The sequence below is a fragment of the Nonomuraea sp. NPDC050394 genome, from assembly GCF_044459065.1.
In the GTDB taxonomy this organism is placed as follows: Bacteria; Actinomycetota; Actinomycetes; order Streptosporangiales; family Streptosporangiaceae; genus Nonomuraea.
Genome location: NZ_JBITIO010000009.1, coordinates 124,791 through 145,640, shown reverse-complemented (window position 1 = coordinate 145,640; position 20,850 = coordinate 124,791). Strand labels below are relative to the sequence as shown.

The window sequence follows — 20,850 nt, the reverse complement described above, 5'->3', positions numbered from 1 at the left end:
GGAAGTCTGGACACCTGTGATTGCCCGCTCCCGGCGGGGCCTTCCATCAGATTTCGAGTACGGCGGCGAGCAGCGCGGTGAGGGCGTCCGCGTCGAGCCGGTGGCGGGCCCCTTCCGGCGTGGAGACGTTCACCCCGACCCAGTGCGAGCGCGGCCGCGTCGCCGCGAACTCCGCCGCGACGGGGTGCGCGCAGAGCAGCAGGTCAGGTCGCCCACTCAGACGGTGTACGGCCTGCCGCGCGGTCACCGGCCGCTCCCTGCGCCAGATCACCTGCGAGCCGGTCGAGCGCCAGGCGTTGACCGCGCCGACCTCCACGAAGGCCGTTTCGGCTCGCGCTTCGGCACCCAGCAGGGCGGCGAGGCCGGCGGCGACGGAACCGGGGCCGGACCCGAGACGCCCAACGGCATGGACCGCCTCGTCCACCTCCGGCAGCGGCCAGCGGACTCCGGCGAACGCCTGCCCCGGCCACAGCACCTCGACGGCGACGGACTCGCGCGCCCGGCCCGCGACCTCGTGGACCGCGTCCGCGCGCGGGTGCCGTCCGGGCACGACGAGCGCCGTCTCCCAGTTTCCGTCGGCGGCGATCTGCACGACCGGCGCCGACGTGACCCGGATCAGGCCCGCTGCCACCACCATCGCCTCATTCTGCCTGAACGGCATGATCCCACGCGTCCGGCGAGATCATGAGCTCAAGGGCAGGGCGTCCGCGTCCGGGCAGGAGTACAAGGCGGAGATCTCGGTCGGCGACGCCGGGAAGATCGACTATCTCCTGATCACGGGCTGAGGCCGGGTGCGGCCGATGGCCGCACCCGGCGGGGTTCAGCGGACGGCGTCCAGGGCGTCGACGATGCCGGAGCCGTAGAAGCCGTTACGGGCCCGGCCGCCTTCGCACAGGTGCGTGGCGGTCACCGTGGTGCCGTTGGGCAGGTGGCGGGTGTAGGTGAAGGCCGGCGGCGTCGGGCACGAGGTCCTGGTCGCGGAGGCCTTGAGTACGGATTCGACGACGGACGGGCTCAGGGTCTTGCCGCCGTGCCTCGGGTCGCGGTGGCCGAACCTGCTGACGATCAGCGCGGCGACGCCCGCTGCGCGCGGGGAGGCCATCGAGGTGCCCTGGAGGTACTGGTAGTAGGCACAGGTGCCGCGCTGGCAGTCCCGGACCACGTAGTCGACGTTGGGTGAGCCGTCGGGGTTGAGTTCGCCGTTGTCCCTGGCGAGCTGCTCGGGGTAGGCCGACAGCGTCGCCTTGGTGACGTCGCGGGTGTTGGCCGCGGTGTCGTAGACGTCGCCGCCGGGGGCGGACACGTCGACGAATCCGTTGCCGTAGCTGGAGAAGTACGACTTGCGCTTGCTGATGCCCGTGGACGAGACGCTGATCACGTTGCGTCCCTCGCCGGGCATGGAGATGCAGCTCGGCGGGATGGTCCGCTCGTACGGCGCCTCGCCGGGCTCGCTGGCGAAGTCGGGGCTGCTCGCGTCCACGTAAGTCTTGGTGTAGTCGGCGGCCTGGTTGCCCGCCGCCGCCACCAGCGTGACGCCGCGCCGGTGCGCGTAGTCGAGAGCCCGCTGCGCCGCCTTGATGATCACTGCCTGCTCGGCCCGGTCTGCGGGGGAATCGGCGGCGTTGTCCGTGCAGTTGAACAGCCACGGGTCGATGTAGTAGCTCATGTTCACCACGTCGATGCCGTGGTCGCCGGCGTACGTCAGCGCGTCCACGCTGGGCTGCAGGAAGAAGTACCCGGAGTCCTGGCCGGCCCGCAGGTTGACCAGCGTCACCTTGGGCGCCACGCCCGCGATGCCCAGCCGGTTGATCGGCGAGCCGATCGAGGACGCCACGTGGGTGCCGTGGCCGTTCTCGTCCACGTTCGCGGCGTCCTCGCACGAACCGTCGGCCTCATCCGCGCACGGGCCGTCGATCGGCGCGCCGTTGGCGTCGGCCGGGATGTCGGTGGTGAAGTTCCTGCTCAGCGAGTTGCTGAAGTTGGGCGCGATGTCCGGGTGCGTACCGTCCACGCCGGTGTCCAGAATGGCCACGACCACGTCGCGTCCGCCCTGGTTGTACCGGTGCGAACCGTCGGCGGTCGCGTGCATCTGCTTCATGTCCCACTGCAGCTCGGCCAGCGGCTCGGCGCCCGGCCTCGGCCTTCCGGCCGTCGGGCCCGCCTTGCCGCGCCCGGCGTCGTGCCCTTCCTTTTCGACCGTGTCGGTACGGCGTGCCGTACCCCCGGCCCGTGCGCTGGGTGGCGCCTGCCCGATCGTGCGGTTGCGGGCGACGCCCTCGATCGCCCCGTCCGACGCCAGCGCGGCGGCGAAGTCGGCGCGGCTGGTCGTGACGGTGGCCAGGCCGACCGCGGTGTTCTCCTTGACGACGACGCCGCCCGCTGCCTCGATGGCCTGGCGGGCGCCGGTGGCGCCGTCCTTGTAGAGCACCACGTACTCGGCTTCTGGTCCTTGCCGCTGTGCCTGTACCGGTGCCGACATGGCGGCACCGACAAGTAAGGCCGCGGCGGAGACCATGATGACGCGTTTCACGCGTACCTCCAGTAGGGACGTTAAGAGCTCGCCCGCCACTGTGAAGGGATTTGCCGGTTTCGACCACCTTTGATGAGATCCGTGACCCGAGCGTGACCAACGCCGGTCGGAGTGAGTCAGGGGTGCAGGTGGGACCAGCTGGCCTCATGGCCCCAGAGGGAGGCGGGGTCGACGTAGTGGCGCAGGAGGTCGTTCAGCTCGGCGTCGCCGCGGCCGTTCAGCTCCTCCGAGGCGATCTTCCTGGCCACCCCGGCCAGGAAGTCGGCGATCTGGATACGCGCGTCGAGCCGGGACTCGGTCAGGCGCAGACCGGCCAGCCGGGCGCGGGAGGCCAGGCGGGGATCGTTGAAGACGCCCTTCAGCTCGACGATCCGCTCCTCCGACAACGTGGTCTGGCGGTCGTGAACGACCTCGACGGGACGACCCGACGAGCTCCAGGCCACGACGGCCTGGATGATGGCGGGAATCAGCGGGTCGAGGACGGGGATCGTACGGGGGTCCTCTGCCAGCCGTTCCAGGAAGGCGTTCATGTTCCTTCGGGTCGCGGCGAGCGGGCCGGTCAGTTCCGGGGCACGCAGGTCGTTCAGGCGGTCGTAGAAGGTCTGCGCGGGTACGCGGGCGCGCATGACGTCGTTGAAGGACTCCAGGAACGCCGTCCAACCGGCCAGGGCGGGGCCGGTGCGGTAGAGGGCCACTGTCTCAAAACTGCGGTAGAAGCCGAGGCTGGGGCTGTAGGGCTCGTCCAGCAGGTCGACGATTCTGCTCACGATGAAGAAGCGTTTCTCCACCAGGTAGACGCGGGCGGTGCCGTAGATGGGGCCGGACGGGCCCAGGAGCCAGATGAGAGCCGACCGGTGCTTGCCGCGCAGCAGGTGGTTGGCCTTGTACTCGGTGGCAGGTGAGCGGATGCGGTCGCGAAGCACGCGGATGACGTCGTCGGCCGCCTCGATCTCCATCGACACGCTGGCATGCGCGAACACGTCGGTGATCGCGGCGGTCAGGTTCTCCCCCTCCGCACCGGACTCGTCACACGCGATTTCAAGATCTTGACCGGTCACCATAAGGGCTCCATCGTTGCCCGTGCCTCGAACCAGGCGCAACGGGTTTCGTGCTGTGTCTCAAAACTAGAGGTGGCGGTAGAGGGTGGCTCGTGAGACACCCAGGATCCGGGCGATCTCCGACACGGGGGTGTCGCCGTTCCGGCGGAGGCGGCGGGCTTCGGCGATCATCTCCTCACTCATCCTCCGAGGCCGGCCCCCCGCCCTCCCGTCACCCACCCCTTCCCCGCCGCCCTCACCCGCCCCTTTCCCGTCACCCTCGCCCACCCTCTTCGTGCCGCCCTCGCCCACCCTCTCTCTGCCGCCCTCGCCCACCCCGACAGAACCCCCTTCCTCTCCGGCCAACGCCCCCTCCGCTCCACCCACAGCCCGCTGCCCTCCACCCACAGCCCGCTGCCCTCCACCCGCAGACCACCGACCTCCACCCGCAGCCCGCTGCCCTCCACCCGCCGGCCGCCCTTCTCCGGCTGCAGGCCGCCCTTCTCCGGCTCCAGGCCGCTCCCCTCCGGCCAAAGACTCCCCATCTCCGCCCGCAGACCACCGCCTTCTGGCCGCAGGCCGCTCCCCTCCGGCCGTTGGTCGCCGCTCTTCGGCCGCTGGTCGCTCCTCGCCGGCCGTTGGTCGCTCCTCCTCGGTCGAGGGGCTTGTGCCTTCTCGCCCAGGCCGCCTCCCGTCTCGCGAAAGTCCCCTTCCATCCCGTGCAGAGCTCCTGCCGCCCGAAGGGCCGGTGGCTGCGGGAGGTTGCGCCTCTGCGGGAAGTTCCGGGGTGTCGGTGAGGAGGCGGCGGGCGCCGTTCAGGATGTGGTGACGCAGTTCGTCTGTGGGTACGTCGGCGAGCAGGATCACCGGGTCGCTGAGCAGCGCCACCACCTGGATCGCGCGCACCCGTTCGCCCAGGTCGGGGCTGGGACCGGCGACCATCTCGTTGGCGCGGTTCATCACCGTGAACCACCGCTCGAACACCTCCGGCGGCAGTGCCGGCATGTTGGCGACGACGGTGCTCAGCACGTCCCGGTGCCGCAGGTACACCTCCAGCAGCGTCTCGACCGTCCCCCACCCGCCGCCGCCCTCCCGCGCCACCCGCTCCACGGCCGCGTCGGTGTCGTCGATGAGCGGTTGGGCGAGGGTGGCGAGGATGTCGGCCTTCGTGCGGAAGTGGTACAGAACGGCGGTCTTGGTCAGCCCCAGCGCTTCGGCGATCTCCCGGACCGAGGTGTTCTGACTGCCCTGGCGCGCGAACAGTTCCCCTGCCGCGGCGAGGATCCTGTCCCTGGTGTCGATCACACCGCGCATCCTACCCCTTGCCTGACCATTGGTCAGGGAGCTATGGTCGCAACTGACCAATGGTCAGAGACGGAGAATCATGAACATCCTCATCTCGGGGGCGGGTATCGCGGGCTCCACGCTGGCGTACTGGCTGGCGCGGCACGGCATGAACGCCACCGTCGTCGAACGGTCGGCGGGACAGCGTTCGAGCGGCAGCCCGGTGGACGTCCGGGGGCAGGCGGTCGAGGTGGCCGAGCGGATGGGCGTGCTGCCCCGGCTGCGGGAGGCCGCCACACAGGTGAACAGGGTGTCGTTCGTGGACGCCGCCGGTCGGCGCGTGGGCGGCATGCGCGTCGGGCGGCCGGGTGGTGGGGAGGTCGAGCTGCGCCGTACCGACCTCGCCGGGATTTTGACGGAGGCCGCCCGCGACCACGCCGAGTTCGTCTACGGCGACTCGATCGCGAGCCTCACGCAGGACGGCGGTGGCGTGGACGTCGAGTTCGACGGTGGCACGCGGCGGCGGTTCGACCTGGTGGTGGGCGCCGACGGCCTGCACTCCAACGTGCGGCGGCTGGCATTCGGCCCGGAATCCCGGTTCGTACGGCATCTGGGGCTCTACGTCGCGACACTCCCCTTCACCGGGCGGGTGTCCGATCCGAGCGAGGTCGTCATGTACAACGCCCCCGGCCGCTCCGCCACCCTCCATCCCTCGAACGGCGAGGCCGTCGCGGCCTTCATCTTCCACGCGCCCACGTTGCCCGGCTTCGACCACCGCGACACCGGACAGCACCGGCGCCTGCTGTACACCGCCTACCGCGAGCCCGCCTGGCGCCTGCCCGAGCTCATGGAACAGGTGGCGGCCACGGACGACCTGTTCTTCGACGCGGTCAGCCGGGTCCGCCTGGACACCTGGACGGCGGGACGGGTGACGCTGGTGGGCGACGCGGCGTCATCGGTGTCCCTGTTCGGCGACGGATCCACCTTGGCCATGTCCGCCGCGTACACGCTGGCAGAAGAACTGGCAGCCGACCCCACCACCGCCCTGACCCGCTACGAACACCGCCACCGCACCCTGGCCGACCCTCGCCGCCGCCACGTCACGATGGTCTCCCGCCTCCTGATCCCCAAGACGCGCTACGGCCTGACCACCCGCAACCTCCTAACCCGCCTCCTCCCCACCCCCTAACCCCGCGCCCTTAGCCCGCGCCCCAACCCCGCGCCCTAAGCCCGCCCCGCGTGTGCTTACCGAACGCAGCGCCACCCAAGGCGAGGCTGTGCCCGAAGCAACCTTCCGGATGCCGAACCACGCGCAGGCGGTGTCCACGAGTCGCGCCCCTGGAACACTCCGCGCCCCCCGAACACGCACGCATGCCCGCAGCACGTGGCCGCAGCCCGCATGCCCGAAAGCCGCATGCCCGGAGGCCGTGTTGACCGAGCTCGCGTGTCCCCCCGAAGGCGCGGCGAACCGTCGGGCGGGTGGACCCCTGATCGTGTAGAAGGTCGCAGGAGGTTCAGGGTGTTTTGTGCGGGTCAGGACTTCATGAGGCTGGTGGGCAGGACGCCGCCTGTTCCGGTGTCGAGGGCTGTCTTGGCCTGCCGTACCGCCTCAAGGACGTTGCCCGCGGCGCTGGGCGAGTCCTCCACGATCATCCGCACCTCCACCTCCACCGGCGACCCGCCGAACCCCTCCCCCTCAAGCCGGATGTAGGCGACCTTGCGATCCTCCAGAAACGGGATGTACGCGGCCGACACATGCGCGGACGCCCCCGCGCCCGTCACCTTCGTCGCGCGTTTGCCGGACAGCCGGGCAGGGTCCTGGAGGTTGAGGAAGTCGGCGTTGCCCCCACCGAGCAGTTGGTAGGCATCGTGGAGCGCGACGCCGCCGGAGGTCAGGGCGTCCACGAGGGCACGGTGTACGAGCGTGGCGCCGAACGAGCTCTTCAGATCGTCGCCGATCAGCGGAAGCCCGGCAGCGGCGAACCGTTCGGCCCAGGCGGGGTCACGGGCGATCACGGCGGGCATGCAGTTGACGAAGGCGCATCCGGCCAGCAGCGCCGCCCGCGCGTACAGCTCGGTGGTGCGTTGCGCGCCGACCGGGAGGAAGTTGACGAGCACGTCAGTACCACGCAACGCCGCGACGACATCGTCCAGAACGGCCTCGCCACGCGCGTCGGGAACCCCGGCCACGGCGTCCCCGGCGAGCAGCCCCTCTTCCCCGGCCATGAACCCCTCGGCGACCACCACCCCGGTCGGCGGCACCTCCGCGAAGGCGCGGGCGTTGTTGGGCGGCGCCCAGATGGCATCCGCAAGGTCCAGCCCGACCTTCGCAGGATTCACATCAAATGCCACGCTGAACGAAATATCCGGCCAGTCATAGAAGACCGCACCCTGTACCAGCGAGGACGCGCAGTTCCCCACCCCAACCAACCCGACGTTTATCACGAAACCAGAGCATGTCAGATCAACCCGCTACGCCGCGCCACCGCCGCCGCCTCCACCCGTGACGACACCGCCAGCTTGGCCATGATGTTCGAGACATGCACCCCCGACGTACGTGCCGAGATGAACAACCGCTCCGCGATCTGCCGGTTGCTCAACCCCTCCGCCACCAGCCCCAGCACCTCCAGCTCCCGCGCCGTCAGCCCGTGCCCCGCACCGTCGAGATCCACCCGCCCCGCCGCCGCGACGGCCTCCACCTCCCGCCGCAACGGCCCAGCCCCCAGCCGCACCGCGATCTCCCCCGCCTCCCGCAACGCCTCCCCCACGCGAGACCGCCCCGCCTGCCCCTGCCGCGCCTCCCCGCCGTCTTCCCGCCGTCCACGCACCGCCCGCGCCTCCCCGCCGTCCCCCCGCCTTCCACGCGCCGCCCGTACCTCCCCGCTGTTCCCCTGCCTTCCAGGCGCCGCCCGCACCTCCCCGCCGTCCACCCGCGCCTCGGGCGTGTCCCGCCGCTGACCGTTCTGCGCCGCACGCAGCAAAGCCCGCCCCAGCATGTACGGCTGGCCGACCGACCGCCAAGCGCCCACGGCCTCCTCCCACGACCCCCCGAGCTCCGCCTCGAACGTCGCCCGGTGCGCCCTCTGCACCCGTCCCACCGTGGCCACGCCGTCCGGCGGCCGGGTCAGCGCCCCGGCCCGAGCCGCGATCACGAGCAACGGCCAGGCGTACCGTCGGCTGAGCGTCAGGTCGTGCGCCTCCAGCACATGCCCGACCAGGCGGCGCACCCGGAGCTGGTCCCCGGCGGCCTCGGCCAGGCGGCATTCGAGCAGGTCGGGTTCCAGGCACGAGTCGTACCCACGCGAACGCCCCAGCATCAGCGGCCGGGCCTCGTCCACAACGGCGGCGGCCTCGTCGAGCGCACCCTCCCAGACCGCGACCGTGCCCAGCACCATGAGCAGCCAGGCGCGGTAGATGGGCGGCGGGTCCAGGGCCAGCGCGACCCCGATCACCTCCCGCGCCTCTCGCCAGCGGCCGAGCGAAGACAGCGGCTCGGCGAGGTTGGCGGCCAGCAGCGCCCCTCGTGACCTGGCCATCCCGGCTTTCTCGGCCCGCTCGATCCCCGCCCTGGCCACAGCCTCGGCCCTGGCGTGCTCCCCTGCCGCTTCCAGTACGTCCGCTTCGCTGGCGTAGGCCATGAGCACGCCATCCTCATCCACCACCCCCACTCCGGCCCCGAGACCCGGGACACGCCCAGAACCCCCGGAAGCCAAGGACCCGGACGACCAGACGGACGGGGACGCGGAGGGCGAGGCGGTCGGAGGCGCGGAGGACGGCGCGGAGGACTGCGCGGAGGGCGGGCCGAGCGGGGCGGGAGGGAGCATGGAAGACGCCGCGGAGGACGGCGCGGACGGCGGACCGAGAGGGGCAGCGGGGAACGGGGCGGGAGAGGGCATGGAGAACGGTGCGGAGGATGTGCGGGCCTGGGTGTAGAGGGTGGTGGCGGTGGTCAGGTCGCCGTCCAGCGCGGTCAGGGCTGCGAGGGTGGTGAGGGAGCGGGTGTCGCCCAGGCGGAGTGCCTGCTCGGCGTGCCTTCTGGCCTCGGCGTCCTGGCCGTTCCAGGCCAAGGTGGTGGCCAGGGCGCCGAGGAGGCGGGCGTCGTCGGGCGCCAGCCGTACCGCCTCGCGAAGGTCGGACAGGCCGTCTTCGCCGAGCTGATCGCGGACGGTCACCCGGAGTTCCAGCAGTCGCGCCCGCCGTGTGCCGGTGACCTCGGACAAGGCCGACGTGGTCAGGTCCTCGGCCCGTCGTGCCTCGCCGGCGTGCAGGGCGTCGCGAGCGGCCAGCTCCAGCACCCGGGCATGGTCGAGGCCGGGTGGAGGCTCGGCCGAGGACCACAGGTCGAGCATCAGGTCCCAGCGCCGTCCCGCCACCGCCGCCGCGAACGCCCGCTCCGGCTCCCCCGCCGCCCGCCAATGCTCCGCCGCCCCGGCAGCCGCACCAAAAACCACCCCGGAAGCCGTTCCAAAAGCAGCCTCAGAAGCCGCTCCGTGACCAGGGCCGACCCCCGGCAGCCCCTCAAGGGCGGTGGCGACCCGGGCGTGCAACCGCTTACGCTCCCCCGGCAACAACTCGTCGTACGCCGCGTCCCGTATCAACGCGTGCCGGAACCGGTACCCGTCACCATCCACCAGCAACAACCGCGCCCGCACCAAGGGCCGCAACGCCTCGTCCAGCGCCAGTTCCCCCATCCCGGCCGCCGCCAGCAACACGAGATGATCAACCCGCCGCCCGGCCACGGCCGCCACCCGAAGCACCTCACGGCAGGGCGGGGGAAGCTTGTCGGCCGCCCCCAGCAGCACGTCACGCAGCGAGTCCGGCACAGCGGTGCCGCAGTCGGCGAGGGCCTCGGCGAACAGCGGGTTCCCCTCGCTCCTGGCCATGATCACGTCGAGTCCCGCGCCCGGCCGTGACCCGATCAGCCGCGCCACCTCATCCCGCCCCAAAGGCGGCAACCACAGCGTCCGCACCCCGGGCAGCCGCACGACGGTCCGCGAGGTGGCGACCACCATCACCCCGCCTCGGGTCAGATTCCGCAGAAGAAAGGCGAGCAGATCAAGGCTGGCCTGATCAGCCCAGTGGAGGTCCTCGAGGACGAGCACCAGCGGCCCGCCCTTCTCCACCACCTGCAGCGCCTCCTCGAACAACCGCGCCCGCCCGAGGTCGACGGCAGGCACCCCCAGTTCAGGCAGCAACCGAGCCAGCTCTCCCGGCCCGAAGGGCGCGCCATGTTCCCTGACCAGCCGCCGCAGCACCGGCACGAACACCGAGTACGGCAGCCCACCGGGATCCCCACCACCCGTCACCACGCGGGCATCCACCCGTCCGGCGAACTCGGTGGCCAGCCGTGTCTTCCCCATCCCCGCCTCGGCGACGACGAGAACGGCGGACGGCGTCTGGGCCCAGGCCTCGGCGAGCGCCGCCAGTTCCGCATCCCTGCCTACGAACACGTACGCAGCTTAAAGAGTCATCTACGCATCCTGCCGGATCCGCGACAAAGGCCAGGCTGGCACCGTCACCCCCATGAACCGCCTCATGCTCGCATCAGCCACCGGCCTCCTGGGCTTCTACCTGCTGTTCTCCGCCGTCCCCGCCTACCTGGGCGACGGCATGTCGGCCGGCCTGGCCACCGGCGCGCTCATGCTGGGCACCGTTCTGCTGGAACTCGCCGTCCCCTGGCTCCTCAGCCGGTACGGCTACCGCCGTGTCCTGTCCGCCGGCCTGCTCCTCCTGGGCCCGCCCTCGTTCGCCCTGCCGATCCACGAACTGGTCCTGCCGATCTCCCTGCTCCGCGGCGCCGGCCTGGGCATCGTCGTGGTGGCGGGCACCGCGCTGGTGGCCGAGCTGGTCCCGGCAGAACGCCGCAGCGAGGGCCTCGGCCTGTACGGCGTGGCCGTGGGCGTCCCTTCGATCGTCGGCCTGCCCCTGGGCCTGTGGGCCGGCGACCACCTGGGCTTCGTGCCCATCTTCGTCGTGGCCGGCCTGGTCCCGCTGGCGGGCCTGGCCGCGGCGAGGGGGCTACCGGACCTGAGGCCGGTCGCCCGGCAACACCGGAAGAGCGGCGGCCTGGCGGCGCCGATCGCCGTCTTCGGCGTCATCGCGCTGGCCGCGGGTGTGGCCATCACCTTCCTGCCCCTGGCCACCTCCCCGAAGCTCGCCTCGGCGGCGCTGCTGGCGCAGTCGATCCTGACCCCCGCCGCCCGCTGGTGGGCGGGCCGCCACGCGGGGACGCGCTGGCTGGCTCCGTCGGTTCTGGCCGCCGCCGCGGGCATCGGCCTGCTGTTCTGGTCGGCGGAGCCGGTGGCGGTGGTGGCGGGGATGGCGTTGTTCGGCGCCGGGTTCGGGGTGGCGCAGAACCTGACGCTGACGCTGATGTTCGAGCGCGGCGAGGCAGGACGGGTGAGCGCGCTGTGGAACCTCGCCTTCGACGCCGGCATGGGCGTGGGCGCCCTGGGCCTGGGTGTGGTGATGGGCATGACCGGCTACCCGCTGGGTTTCGCGCTGGTGGCCGTGGTGGTTCTGGCGGTTCTTCCGTTGACCGGGAACCGCAAGCCTTCTATGGTTCGTTAGTGGAGTAATGAACCATAGAAGCAGGTGTCCATGTTCGACGACCGGAGCCCCATCTACCGGCAGATCGCGGAGCGCATCAAAGCCGATGTGCTGAGCGAGGCGTTGAAGGGCGACGAGCAGGTGATGTCGACCAACCAGTACGCCGCCTTCTACCGGATCAACCCGGCCACCGCCGCCAAGGCGTTCCAGCAGCTCGTCGACGAAGGCGTGCTCTACAAAAAGCGAGGTATCGGCATGTTCGTCAGCCCGGACGCCCGGGACGCGCTGAGGGCCGGCCGGAGGGAGGGCTTCTTCACCGACGTCGTCGACCCCATGGTGAAGGAGGCCAAGGCCATTGGCATCTCCCTCGATGACGTGATCGAGCGGATCAAGGGGGAAATGTGAGGATCGAAGCCCGGGACCTGGTGCTGCGCTATGGCGAGGTCACCGCGCTCGACCGGCTGACGTTCGAGCTGGAGGGCGGCAAGATCTACGGCCTGCTGGGCCGTAACGGCTCCGGCAAGACGAGCCTGATGTCCGTGCTGTCCGCCTTCCGCAAGCAGTCGGCGGGCACCGTGTTGCTGGACGGCGCCCCGGTGTGGGAGAACGCCGCCGTGACCGGCGCCGTCAGCCTGATCCGCGACGCCGGCGAGAGCGTCGATCTCGGCACCGCCGCCGACGCGCTCTACTTCGCCGAGTGGCTCCGCCCCACCTGGGACGCCGCTTATGCCAAGGAGCTGATGGAGCTGTTCGAGCTGCGGCCGAAGGACAACGTCAAGGCCATGTCCAAGGGTCAGCGCTCGGCGATGGGCGTGGTGGTCGGGCTGGCCTCGCGGGCGCCGCTGACCATGTTCGACGAGTCGTACCTGGGCATGGACGCGCCCTCCCGGCAGGCCTTCTACGACGCGCTGCTGGCCGACTACATGGCCCACCCGCGCACGATCATCCTGTCCACCCACCTCATCGAGGAGGTGAGCCCGCTGTTCGAGGAGGTCGTCATCATCGACCGCGGGCGCCTCATCGTGCACGAGGAGACCGAGGTCCTGCTGGCCCGCGGCCACGCGGTCACCGGCGCGGCCGCCGCCGTGGACGAGTTCGTGACCGGCCTGACCGTCCTCGGCGAGAAGGTGCTCGGGCCCACGAAGTCCGCGATGGTCTACGGCGAGCTCGACGCCGCCCACCGGCGCAAGGCCGCGGAGGCGGGGCTCGCGCTCGGGCCGATCGCCATGCAGGAGCTGTTCATCCACCTGACCGGAGGTCCCAAGTGAGGTTCCCCACGCGGCTGCTGGCCGCCAACCTGTGGGTCGCCTTCTTCGTCTGGCTCGCCTACCTCGCGATCGTGATCGTGATCACCCTGGCCATCCACTTCTTCGGAAACCTCACGCAGAGCGTGTGGGAGCAGGCCACCCAGCTGCCACGCTGGATGGTCCTGTTCGTCGGAGTGGCGATGGTGCGCCAGTTCCTTCCGCTGTTCATCGCCAACGGGCAGACCAGGCGGCAGTTCGGCTTCCAGGCGGCGATCACCACGGCGCTCTACACACCGTTCGCGGCCCTGCTGATGAGCGCCGGCTACCTGGTCGAACGGCTGCTCTACACGATCATCGGCCGGCCGCAGACGCTGGAGCGGGCGCACCTGTTCGCCGATCCGACACAGGCGCCGCTGGTCTTCGTGGAGTACACCGTGGAGTTCATGGCCTGGATAGCCGCGGGCATGTTCGTGGGCGCCGGCTTCTACCGCTGGCAGGCGGGCGGCCTGCTGACGATCCCGGTGGGCGTCGGGCTGGTCGTGCTCGGGCTGAGCGCCGTCGGCAACCGGTTCGGGGTGCCGCTCAGCGCGTTCTCCATCGGCTTCGAGCTGTCGGCGGGACCACTGGTCGCGCTGGTGATGGGCCTGGGGACGTTCGCGCTCGGGCTGCTGCTGACCTGGTCGGTGATCAGGGACACACCACTGAGGAACGGGGGTTAGTCATGGCGGTGTTAACCGTCGAGGGACTGCGCAAGAGCTATCGCGATCTGGTGGCCGTGGACGGGCTCGGCTTCGCCGTACGGGAAGGGGAGACCTACGGCCTGCTCGGGCCGAACGGCGCGGGCAAGAGCACGGCGATCTCCATGATCGTCGGCATCCTCTCCCCCGACGCGGGCAGCGTGAGCGCGCCGCCCAAGGCGCGCGTCGGCTACGTCCCGCAGGAGCTGGCCGTCTATCCGGACCTGACCGCGCGGGAGAACCTCCGCTTCTTCAGCGGCATGTACGGCATGCGCCGCGCGGAAGCCAAGTCCAGAACCGCCGAGATCCTGCGGCTGGTCGGCCTGTCCGACCGGGCGGACGAGGCGGTCGCCAAGTACTCGGGCGGCATGCAGCGCCGCCTCAACATCGCCGTCGGCCTGCTCAACCGCCCCAGTCTGCTCGTCCTCGACGAGCCCACGGCCGGTGTCGACCCGCAGAGCCGCAACGCCATCCTCGACAGCGTCCAGCGGATGACCGGCGAGGGCCTCGCGGTCCTGTACACCACGCACTACATGGAGGAGGCCCAGCGCCTCTGCGACCGCGTCGGCATCATCGACCACGGCCGCCTGCTGGCCGAAGGCACCCCCGCCGAGCTGGGCGAACCCGACCTGGAAGCGGCCTTCCTGCGCCTGACCGGCCGCGAGCTGAGGGACTGACATGCTGCGAATCCTGCTCAAGGACCTGCGCCGCCGCTCGCGCGACAGCATGCTGCTGGTCTTCGGGGTGGTGCTCCCGCTGGGCATGGCGTTCGTGTTCGGCGTGGCCCTGTCCGGCGGCTCCCAGCCACCCGGCCGGTACGGCGTGGCGGGCCCGTCGGCCGCCGAGTTCACCCAGCGCACCGGCCTGCCGGACCTCAGGCCCGTCGCCGGCGCCGCGCAGGCCAGGCACCTGGCCGAGACGAACGAGCTCGACGCCGTCTTCGTGGTCTCCCCCACCGGAATCGAGGTCGTCGGCAGCGTGGACGCGCCGCTGGCCGTCCAGGTGGCCAGGGAGGTGGCCGAGTCGTACGCGCTGCCGGGCGCCCAGAACGTCCAGGTGACGCAGGACACGACGCTCGGCACCCGCGAGCTCGACACGCGCACCTACCACGCGGCGGGCGCGGCGATGTTCTTCGCGTTCTTCGCGGTGATGCTCAGCGTCACCGGCGTGTTCGAGGAGCGCCGCAACGGCACGCTGGCGCGGCTGCTGTCGATGCCGGTGCCGCGCGCCTCGATCCTGACGGCCAAGCTGCTGGTCGGCGTCATCGTCGGCCTGGCCGGAATGGCGCTGCTGGTGGCCGCGACGACCCTGCTGCTCGGCGTGCGCTGGGGACCGCCCGCCGGGGTGGCCGCGCTGGTCGCGGCGGGCGTGCTGGCCGCTACCGGCCTGATGACCGCCCTGGCCTCCTTCGCCCGCACGGCCGAGCAGGCCGCCAACTGGCAGTCCACGGCGGCCACGGTGCTCGGGCTGCTCGGTGGCTCGTTCTTCCCGGTGGCGCCGGAGCTGAGCATGTTCACCCCCCATCACTGGTTCCTGGAAGGGCTGGCCGAGCTGCGGGGCGGCGCCTCGATCCTGCCCGCGCTGGCCGTCCTGCTCGCCGTCGCCGCGCTCAGCTTCCCCGTGGCGGCGTTCCGTGTCGGAAGGATGGTGGCGCCGTGAAGGTCGCGTTGATGGCCGGGCTCAACCTGCGCCGGATGTTCAAGGACCGCACCAACATCTTCTTCGTGCTCATCGCCCCCTTCCTGCTCATCCTGGTGCTCGGCCAGCTCTACGGCGGCGGCCAGCAGCTCAGGCTCGGCGTCGTGGCCGGGCCGGGAGCCCCGTCGGAGCGGCTGGCGGGCGCCTTGGCCTCGGGCAGCCGGGTCACGGTCGAACGGCTGGGCGACGAGGGCACGCTGCGCGAGGCGGTCGAACGCGGGCGGCTGCACGCGGGCCTGGTCATCCCGGCCTCCTACGACAGCGGCGGCGGGACGGTTCACCACCTGGTCCGGGCGAGCGACATCAAAAGCCACGACACCGGCACCTGGATCCGCTCGATCGTCCGCCAGGAGTCCGCGCGCGGGCAGCCGTCGCTGCCGGTGCGGGTCACCACGGCGGGCACCACGCCGTTCCCCGAGGGGCTGAACGCCTACGCCATCGCGGCGCCCGGCCTGCTGCTCATGTTCACCTTCCTGACCTCGCTGACCGCGGCGCTGGGGCTGGTGGAGTCGCGGGCGATCGGGGTGACCGCGCGGCTGTCGGCGGGGCCCACGCGGCTGCGTACGATCATCGCCGGTGAGGCGGCGGGGCGGATCGCGATCGCGCTGTTCCAGGCGGTGCTGATCATGCTGGGGTCGATGGCGCTGTTCGGGGTCTCGTGGGGCGATCCGGTGGGGGCGCTGGCGGTGCTGCTGGTCTTCTCGCTGGTCGGCGGTGGGGCGGGCATGCTGCTGGGCGCCGCGTTCCGCACGCCGGGGCCGCCGATCTCGCTGGCCATGGTGTTCGGGCTCGGGCTGCCGACGCTGGGCGGCGCGACGATCCCGCTGGAGTCGTTCTCCGAGCCGATGCGGACGCTCGCCTACCTCACCCCGCACGCGTGGGGCTATGACGCCTTCGCCCGCCTCGTCCGGCACGGCGACGGCCTCACGGGCGTGCTGCCGCAGCTCGCCGTGCTCGGCACCCTTGCCGTCGTCCTGTTCGCCCTGGGCACGTGGCGGCTGCGGCGGGCGCTCAGCGGGTGAGCTCGACGCCGACGGTGATCTCGTTGCCGAGCTTGTGCCCGAGCATGAGGTCGAGCTCGTCGCCGCTCCAGAAGCGGCCCGGGTCGTACCAGTTGGGCCGCTTGCCGCCCGGCAGCAGGCCCATCTCCTCGTAGGTCACCGCCACCACCTCGGCGCAGTAGGCGCTTTCGAGCGTGCGGTCCTTAGCCCGGCCGCGCAACTGGGGGACGCGGCCGCGGGCCCAGCGTCCGGCCAGGCGGGCGGTGGACGGGAACGGCGTGCCGTCCAGCCTGGCCACCGTACGCAGGGCGGCGTCCTCCATCTCGGGCGTGGCCTGCGGCTCAAGCTGGCGCAGCCAGGCCCGCTGGCCGTAGCGGTCGGCCCAGACCGTCACCGCGTCGCGCAGGTCGTGCAGCTGCACGCCGCGGTGATGGGTGCCCGACCACAGGTCGAGCAGCGACTTGCCCAGCTCCGCGTGCCACATCATCGGCGGCATGTCCTCGGCCACGATCGCCATTCCGACATGGTTGACCGGGCTGTTGGTCATCGTCTGGATGGCGCGGTCGGGAACCGAGCGCCCGCGGAAGATCCACAGATCTCCCGTCCTGGTGACGTTCACAGCCTCATCGAGAGTCAGCACATTGTTAGCCTAAGCACATGCGCTGGTGGAAATGGCTCGGACTTGCCGGAATCGCGGGAGTCGCGGCGACCGGAGTGGTGATCGCGCGGGACGAGCGGCGCCGCCGCGCCTACACGCCCGACGAGATCAGGACGCGCCTGCGCGAGCGGGTGGAGACGGAGTCCGCTCAGGCCGACGGCCGCAGGTCGTAGACGAAGACCACGTCCGGATAGGCCGGGTTGTCGTCGTACCCGGCGACGCCGCCCAGGTAGGCCCGCTGGTAGTTGACGACCCAGGGGAAGGCCGCCACCGCCCGCTCGTCCAGCAGCCTGCCGGTGAGCTGCCTGAAGCTCTTCTGGGCCGCCGGCCGGTCGCTGACGTTGAGCACCGGCAGCATGTCGATCATGCTGTCGGCCGCGGCGTCCTTGAGATAGGTCAGGTTGAAGACCGGCGGGGTGCCGCTGCGGAAGACGTTGCCGAACCACGAGTAGCCGTCGGCGTAGTCGGGCCACCAGTACATGACGAAGATGTCCTGACCCCGCTTCTTGCCCCGGTCCCACTGGGCGATCCAGGGCATCGGCCGGGCGTCGAGCGTGACGTTGAGCGTGCGCAGCGTCTCGGTCAGCCGCCGCGCGAGCGTGGCCTGGTCGGCGTCGCCCTCGGCGTAGGTGAGCGTGAGCTTGAGCGGCCTGCCGCCGGGCCCGTAGCCGGCCCGCCGCAGCAGCTGCGCGCTCATGGCGAGGTCCTGACGGGGTATCCGCCCGCGCTGATGTCCGGGCAGCCCTTCCGGCACGATCCCGCTCGCCGGTACGGCGGAGCCGTCCAGTGCCCTGATCAGCCCCCGGTAGTCGACCGCCTTCTGCACCGCCTTGCGGAGCCGGACGTCGCGCAGCGGCCCGTGGGCGGTGTTGAACAGCAGCATCGCGGTCTGCAGTGACGGCATGGAGGCGGTCCGCACGCCGGGTGTCCTGGTGGCCCGCGCGTACAGCCGGGGGCTGAGCCGGTTGACGAAGCTGACCTCGCCGCGCTGGAGCAGCTCCCAGCGGCGGCGCGGGTCGGGCACGACGCGGTACTTGACGGTCCGGTAGTGCGGGCGGTCCCATCCGCCCCAGTAGCCGTCGAAGGCCTTGAGCGTGAGCTCGTTCTCCTCGCCCTTGCGCCAGCTCGCGATCGTGTAGGGGCCGGAGCCGGCGTCGGTCTTGCCGTCCTTCACCCGGTCAACGACGGCGGTGTCGTAGATGTAGGCGGCGTAGGCGGCCGAGGCGGTCAGGTCCAGCGGGGCGGCGTACTTGAGCTGGAAGGTCACGGTCAGCGGGCCCGGGGCCTGGATCGACTCGACCGCGTCCCAGATGTAGGAGGCGCCGGCGCCGGATTTCATCGTCCGCTCGACGGCGGCCTTGACCGCGGCGCCGTCGAGGGCTCTGCCGCTGTGGAACTTCACGCCGGGGCGCAGGGTGAACGTCCAGGTCTTGCCGTCGGAGCTGGCGTTCCAGGCGGTGGCCAGGCGGGGGCCGGCCTTCTTGGTGACCGGGTTCCAGACGGTCAGGGTCTCGTAGATGTTCTGCAGGGCGATGATCTCGTTGGAGTACGAGGTCGCCGGGTCCCATTCGGTGACGACGTCCAGGTTCTGGGCGTAGACGAAGGCGGCTTCGCCGGGGGGCGCCTGCCGTACCGGAGGAGGGGGCGCCGAGCACGCCGCGATGGTGAGTGCCAGCGCGGCCGCTGCGAGACGACGGCGCATGCATCTCCCCTGTGACCGATGTTGCGCCTGAAACTACTGCAAGTTGACGCCCCGGATGCCCGAAAGTCCTGAAAAATAGGGAATTCTGGTGATCGGATTGCTATCCTCAAGGCTTGTCCCGTCCGGGGTTTCCAGTTGGGGACCGGCCGGAGTGAGGTGTCAATGACCCGCAGCAGAACGATCCGCATGAAGATCGTCGGTCTGCTGCTGGTTCCGCTCATGTCGATGGTGGTGTTGTGGGGCGTGATCGCCGCGGTGACCGCGGGCGAGAGCCTGGAGCTCAGGGAGTACACCACGTTGTGGTCCAACCTGCGCCATCCCGCCTATCGCCTGATCGGTGAGATCCAGCGCGAACGGCTGGCCTCGACGCGCCTGCTGCGCTCCGGCGGCAGCATGGAGCGTTCGTCGGCCAACGCCCAGCGCGCCCGCACCGACCAGGCGGCCGAGGAGTTCAAGGTCCAGACGGCCAAGTCGAAGGACGCCTCCCCCTCGATCAGCTCCCAGGTCGACCAGGTCCTCATCCAGCTTGGCCGGCTCGACGCGCTCAGGGGCGAGATCGACGCCGGTCTCACCGCGCGCGTACACGCCATCGAGACCTACAGCGCCATGATCGACTCGCTGTTCGGCCTGCACCGGCGGGTCGCCTTCGTCGACGACATCCCGATCTACGAGCAGTCGCGCATCGTGATCGACCTCGGCTACGCCAAGGAACTGCTCACCAGGGAGCAGGCCGTCGCCTCCGGCCCGACCACCGCGCAGGAGCGCCGGATCTTCACCCAGCTCGTCGGCAACCGGCGCTTCCTCGTCGACCAGTCCGTCGCCGAGCTCGACCCGGCCATGCGCGACGCGCAGGTGGCCCTGCTCACCTCGCCGCTCTACCAGCGCATGCGGGTGATGGAGGACCAGATCATCGCCGGGCGTACCCCGGAGGGCTGGGTCACCACCACCGAGTCGCTGGCGAAGTCCTTCCAGGACTTCCAGATGACCGCCTCGCAGATGCTCACCGCGCGCGCCGCCCCCGTGGCCGACTCGGTGCTGCTGCGCGCGGTCATCCTGGGCGGCACCGGCCTCGCGCTCGTGATCGTGTCCATCGTGATCTCGATGCGCGCGGGAAACCGGCTGTCCAAGGAACTGGTCACGCTCCGGCTGGCCGCGCTGGAAGTGGCGCAGGACCGGCTGCCCCAGGTCGTCGAGAAGCTGCGCAAGGGCGAGCAGATCGACGTGCCCGAGGTGAAGGTCGCCAGCACCACGACCGAGATCGACGACGTCGGCCAGGCCTTCTCCACCGTGCAGAGCACCGCCGTCGAGGCCGCCGTCGGCCAGGCGCAACTGCGCGAGGGCGTCGGCCACGTCTTCCGCAACCTGGCCAGGCGCAGCCAGACGCTCCTGCACCGCCAGCGCATCCAGCTGGAGGGCATGCAGCACAAGGCCACGGAGCCGGACGCGCTGGACGACCTGTTCCGCCTCGACCACCTCACCACCCGGATGCGCCGCCACGCGGAGGGGCTGATCATCCTGTCCGGCGCGACGCCCGGCCGCGGCTGGAGCAAGCCGGTGCCGCTGCACGACGTGGCACGCGGCGCCACCGCCGAGGTGGAGGACTACCAGCGGGTGGCGGTCGAGCCGATGCCCAGCCACGCGCTGGCCGGGCCGCTCGTCGGCGACGTCATCCACCTGATCGCCGAGCTCATCGAGAACGCCACGGTGTACTCGCCCCCGCACACCCCGGTCATGGTGCGCGGCGAGGCCGCCGCCCGGGGCTTCGCCATCGAGGTGGAGGACCGGGGGCTCGGCATGAGCCCCGAGGAGCTGGCCGACCTGAACACGCGCCTGGCCAGCCCGCCCGAATTCGACCTTGCCGACAGCGACAGGCTCGGCCTGTTCGTCGTCGCCCGCCTGGCCGCCAGGCATGACATCCGCGTGACGTTGCGCGGTTCACCATATGGAGGGACCACCGCCATCGTGCTGATCCCGGCAGAGCATGTGACGCAGCAGAGCGAGACGCCGGCCGAGCCCACCGCCCGCCCCATCAAGGTGGTGCGCGGTGAGTGACGAGCGCTGGCTCGACGAGGACGCCGGGCCGATCGTGCCCGCGTACCTCCTCACCCGCGGGCGTACCGTCCCCGCGAGCGAGGCCATCGACCTGATCGCGGTGATCATCACCGCCGGGGGCCTCACCCCGCCGATGGGCCTCGGCCCCGAGCACCTGATCATCATGCAGAAGTGCACCAAGCCCACCCGGCTCGTGGACGTGGCCGCCGAGCTGAACCTGCCCATCGGCGTCGTCCGGGTCCTGGTCGGCGACCTGCACGCCCAGCAGCTCGTCCAGGTCGAGCACCCGCCGCCCGCGCCCGACAAGCGGGTCCTGCTGGAGGTGATCAGCGGCCTGAAGGCCTTGTGAGCGGCG

General features: G+C 71.1%; 20 protein-coding genes. 12 read left to right on the top strand and 8 right to left on the bottom strand.

The window, feature by feature from the left end; all coding sequences use genetic code 11:
* Positions 1-46 precede the first annotated feature (46 nt).
* Positions 47-637: a hypothetical protein gene (locus ACIBKY_RS31985; protein ID WP_397102407.1), complete on the bottom strand. Its 591-nt coding sequence runs from the start codon at positions 635-637 to the stop codon at positions 47-49.
* Between the two features lie 22 nt (positions 638-659).
* Here ACIBKY_RS31985 and ACIBKY_RS31980 point away from each other — a divergent pair, with 22 nt between their 5' ends.
* Complete coding sequence (locus ACIBKY_RS31980) at positions 660-785, top strand: hypothetical protein (protein ID WP_397102405.1); 126 nt, start codon at positions 660-662, stop codon at positions 783-785.
* A 35-nt stretch (positions 786-820) separates the two neighbouring features.
* Here the strand turns inward: ACIBKY_RS31980 and ACIBKY_RS31975 are convergent, their stop codons facing one another.
* From ACIBKY_RS31975 to ACIBKY_RS31965, 3 genes are all read right to left on the bottom strand, one after another.
* Positions 821-2,530 carry a S8 family peptidase gene (locus tag ACIBKY_RS31975; RefSeq protein ID WP_397102403.1) on the bottom strand — a complete coding sequence of 570 codons (1,710 nt, stop codon included), beginning with the start codon at positions 2,528-2,530 and terminating at the stop codon, positions 821-823.
* 116 nt (positions 2,531-2,646) lie between these two features.
* On the bottom strand, positions 2,647-3,591 hold the full coding sequence (locus ACIBKY_RS31970) for a hypothetical protein (protein ID WP_397102401.1): 945 nt from the start codon (positions 3,589-3,591) through the stop codon (positions 2,647-2,649).
* A gap of 63 nt (positions 3,592-3,654) precedes the next feature.
* Complete coding sequence (locus tag ACIBKY_RS31965; protein WP_397102399.1) at positions 3,655-4,872, bottom strand: TetR family transcriptional regulator; 1,218 nt, start codon at positions 4,870-4,872, stop codon at positions 3,655-3,657.
* Between the two features lie 79 nt (positions 4,873-4,951).
* On the opposite strand from ACIBKY_RS31965, the gene ACIBKY_RS31960 reads away from it, so the two are divergent.
* Positions 4,952-6,040, top strand: coding sequence for an FAD-dependent monooxygenase (locus ACIBKY_RS31960; protein WP_397102397.1), 1,089 nt, complete (start codon positions 4,952-4,954; stop codon positions 6,038-6,040).
* 344 nt (positions 6,041-6,384) lie between these two features.
* Here ACIBKY_RS31960 and ACIBKY_RS31955 read toward each other — a convergent pair whose 3' ends face one another.
* Both ACIBKY_RS31955 and ACIBKY_RS31950 read right to left on the bottom strand, forming a co-directional pair.
* Positions 6,385-7,203: an inositol-3-phosphate synthase gene (locus ACIBKY_RS31955; RefSeq protein WP_397102395.1), complete on the bottom strand. Its 819-nt coding sequence runs from the start codon at positions 7,201-7,203 to the stop codon at positions 6,385-6,387.
* A 107-nt stretch (positions 7,204-7,310) separates the two neighbouring features.
* Positions 7,311-10,301, bottom strand: coding sequence for an AAA family ATPase (locus tag ACIBKY_RS31950; RefSeq protein WP_397102394.1), 2,991 nt, complete (start codon positions 10,299-10,301; stop codon positions 7,311-7,313).
* Positions 10,302-10,374: 73 nt separating this feature from the next.
* Between ACIBKY_RS31950 and ACIBKY_RS31945 the strand changes: the two genes are divergently transcribed.
* The 7 genes from ACIBKY_RS31945 to ACIBKY_RS31915 are packed head-to-tail and all read left to right on the top strand — an operon-like array spanning position 10,375 to position 16,104.
* A complete protein-coding gene (locus ACIBKY_RS31945; protein ID WP_397102392.1) occupies positions 10,375-11,421 on the top strand; it encodes an MFS transporter in 1,047 nt (348 codons plus the stop codon).
* Between the two features lie 30 nt (positions 11,422-11,451).
* On the top strand, positions 11,452-11,805 hold the full coding sequence (locus ACIBKY_RS31940) for a GntR family transcriptional regulator (RefSeq protein WP_379610295.1): 354 nt from the start codon (positions 11,452-11,454) through the stop codon (positions 11,803-11,805).
* Positions 11,802-12,668 carry an ATP-binding cassette domain-containing protein gene (locus ACIBKY_RS31935; RefSeq protein ID WP_397102390.1) on the top strand — a complete coding sequence of 289 codons (867 nt, stop codon included), beginning with the start codon at positions 11,802-11,804 and terminating at the stop codon, positions 12,666-12,668. Before ACIBKY_RS31940 ends, ACIBKY_RS31935 begins: the two co-directional genes overlap by 4 nt.
* Positions 12,665-13,366 (top strand): hypothetical protein, encoded by a 702-nt coding sequence (locus ACIBKY_RS31930; protein ID WP_397102388.1) that lies wholly within the window; start codon positions 12,665-12,667, stop codon positions 13,364-13,366. Before ACIBKY_RS31935 ends, ACIBKY_RS31930 begins: the two co-directional genes overlap by 4 nt.
* Positions 13,367-13,368: 2 nt before the next feature.
* Positions 13,369-14,061 carry an ABC transporter ATP-binding protein gene (locus ACIBKY_RS31925; RefSeq protein ID WP_379610299.1) on the top strand — a complete coding sequence of 231 codons (693 nt, stop codon included), beginning with the start codon at positions 13,369-13,371 and terminating at the stop codon, positions 14,059-14,061.
* A 1-nt stretch (position 14,062) separates the two neighbouring features.
* The gene (locus tag ACIBKY_RS31920) at positions 14,063-15,043 is read left to right on the top strand and encodes an ABC transporter permease (protein ID WP_397102387.1); all 981 of its coding nucleotides are present in this window, start codon (positions 14,063-14,065) and stop codon (positions 15,041-15,043) included.
* A complete protein-coding gene (locus ACIBKY_RS31915; RefSeq protein WP_397102385.1) occupies positions 15,040-16,104 on the top strand; it encodes an ABC transporter permease in 1,065 nt (354 codons plus the stop codon). The genes ACIBKY_RS31920 and ACIBKY_RS31915 overlap by 4 nt, the downstream gene beginning before the upstream one ends.
* Here ACIBKY_RS31915 and ACIBKY_RS31910 read toward each other — a convergent pair.
* Positions 16,094-16,720 carry a hypothetical protein gene (locus ACIBKY_RS31910; RefSeq protein WP_397102950.1) on the bottom strand — a complete coding sequence of 209 codons (627 nt, stop codon included), beginning with the start codon at positions 16,718-16,720 and terminating at the stop codon, positions 16,094-16,096. The two genes, ACIBKY_RS31915 and ACIBKY_RS31910, sit on opposite strands and share 11 nt — an antisense overlap.
* A gap of 20 nt (positions 16,721-16,740) precedes the next feature.
* Here ACIBKY_RS31910 and ACIBKY_RS31905 point away from each other — a divergent pair, with 20 nt between their 5' ends.
* A complete protein-coding gene (locus tag ACIBKY_RS31905; protein WP_184959985.1) occupies positions 16,741-16,914 on the top strand; it encodes a hypothetical protein in 174 nt (57 codons plus the stop codon).
* On the opposite strand, the gene ACIBKY_RS31900 is transcribed toward ACIBKY_RS31905, so the two are convergent.
* Positions 16,890-18,443 carry an ABC transporter substrate-binding protein gene (locus ACIBKY_RS31900; RefSeq protein WP_397102383.1) on the bottom strand — a complete coding sequence of 518 codons (1,554 nt, stop codon included), beginning with the start codon at positions 18,441-18,443 and terminating at the stop codon, positions 16,890-16,892. The two genes, ACIBKY_RS31905 and ACIBKY_RS31900, sit on opposite strands and share 25 nt — an antisense overlap.
* Before the next feature lie 162 nt (positions 18,444-18,605).
* On the opposite strand from ACIBKY_RS31900, the gene ACIBKY_RS31895 reads away from it, so the two are divergent.
* Both ACIBKY_RS31895 and ACIBKY_RS31890 read left to right on the top strand, forming a co-directional pair.
* Positions 18,606-20,495 carry a nitrate- and nitrite sensing domain-containing protein gene (locus tag ACIBKY_RS31895; RefSeq protein ID WP_397102381.1) on the top strand — a complete coding sequence of 630 codons (1,890 nt, stop codon included), beginning with the start codon at positions 18,606-18,608 and terminating at the stop codon, positions 20,493-20,495.
* A complete protein-coding gene (locus ACIBKY_RS31890; protein ID WP_184959987.1) occupies positions 20,488-20,844 on the top strand; it encodes a DUF742 domain-containing protein in 357 nt (118 codons plus the stop codon). The genes ACIBKY_RS31895 and ACIBKY_RS31890 overlap by 8 nt, the downstream gene beginning before the upstream one ends.
* Positions 20,845-20,850 lie beyond the last annotated feature (6 nt).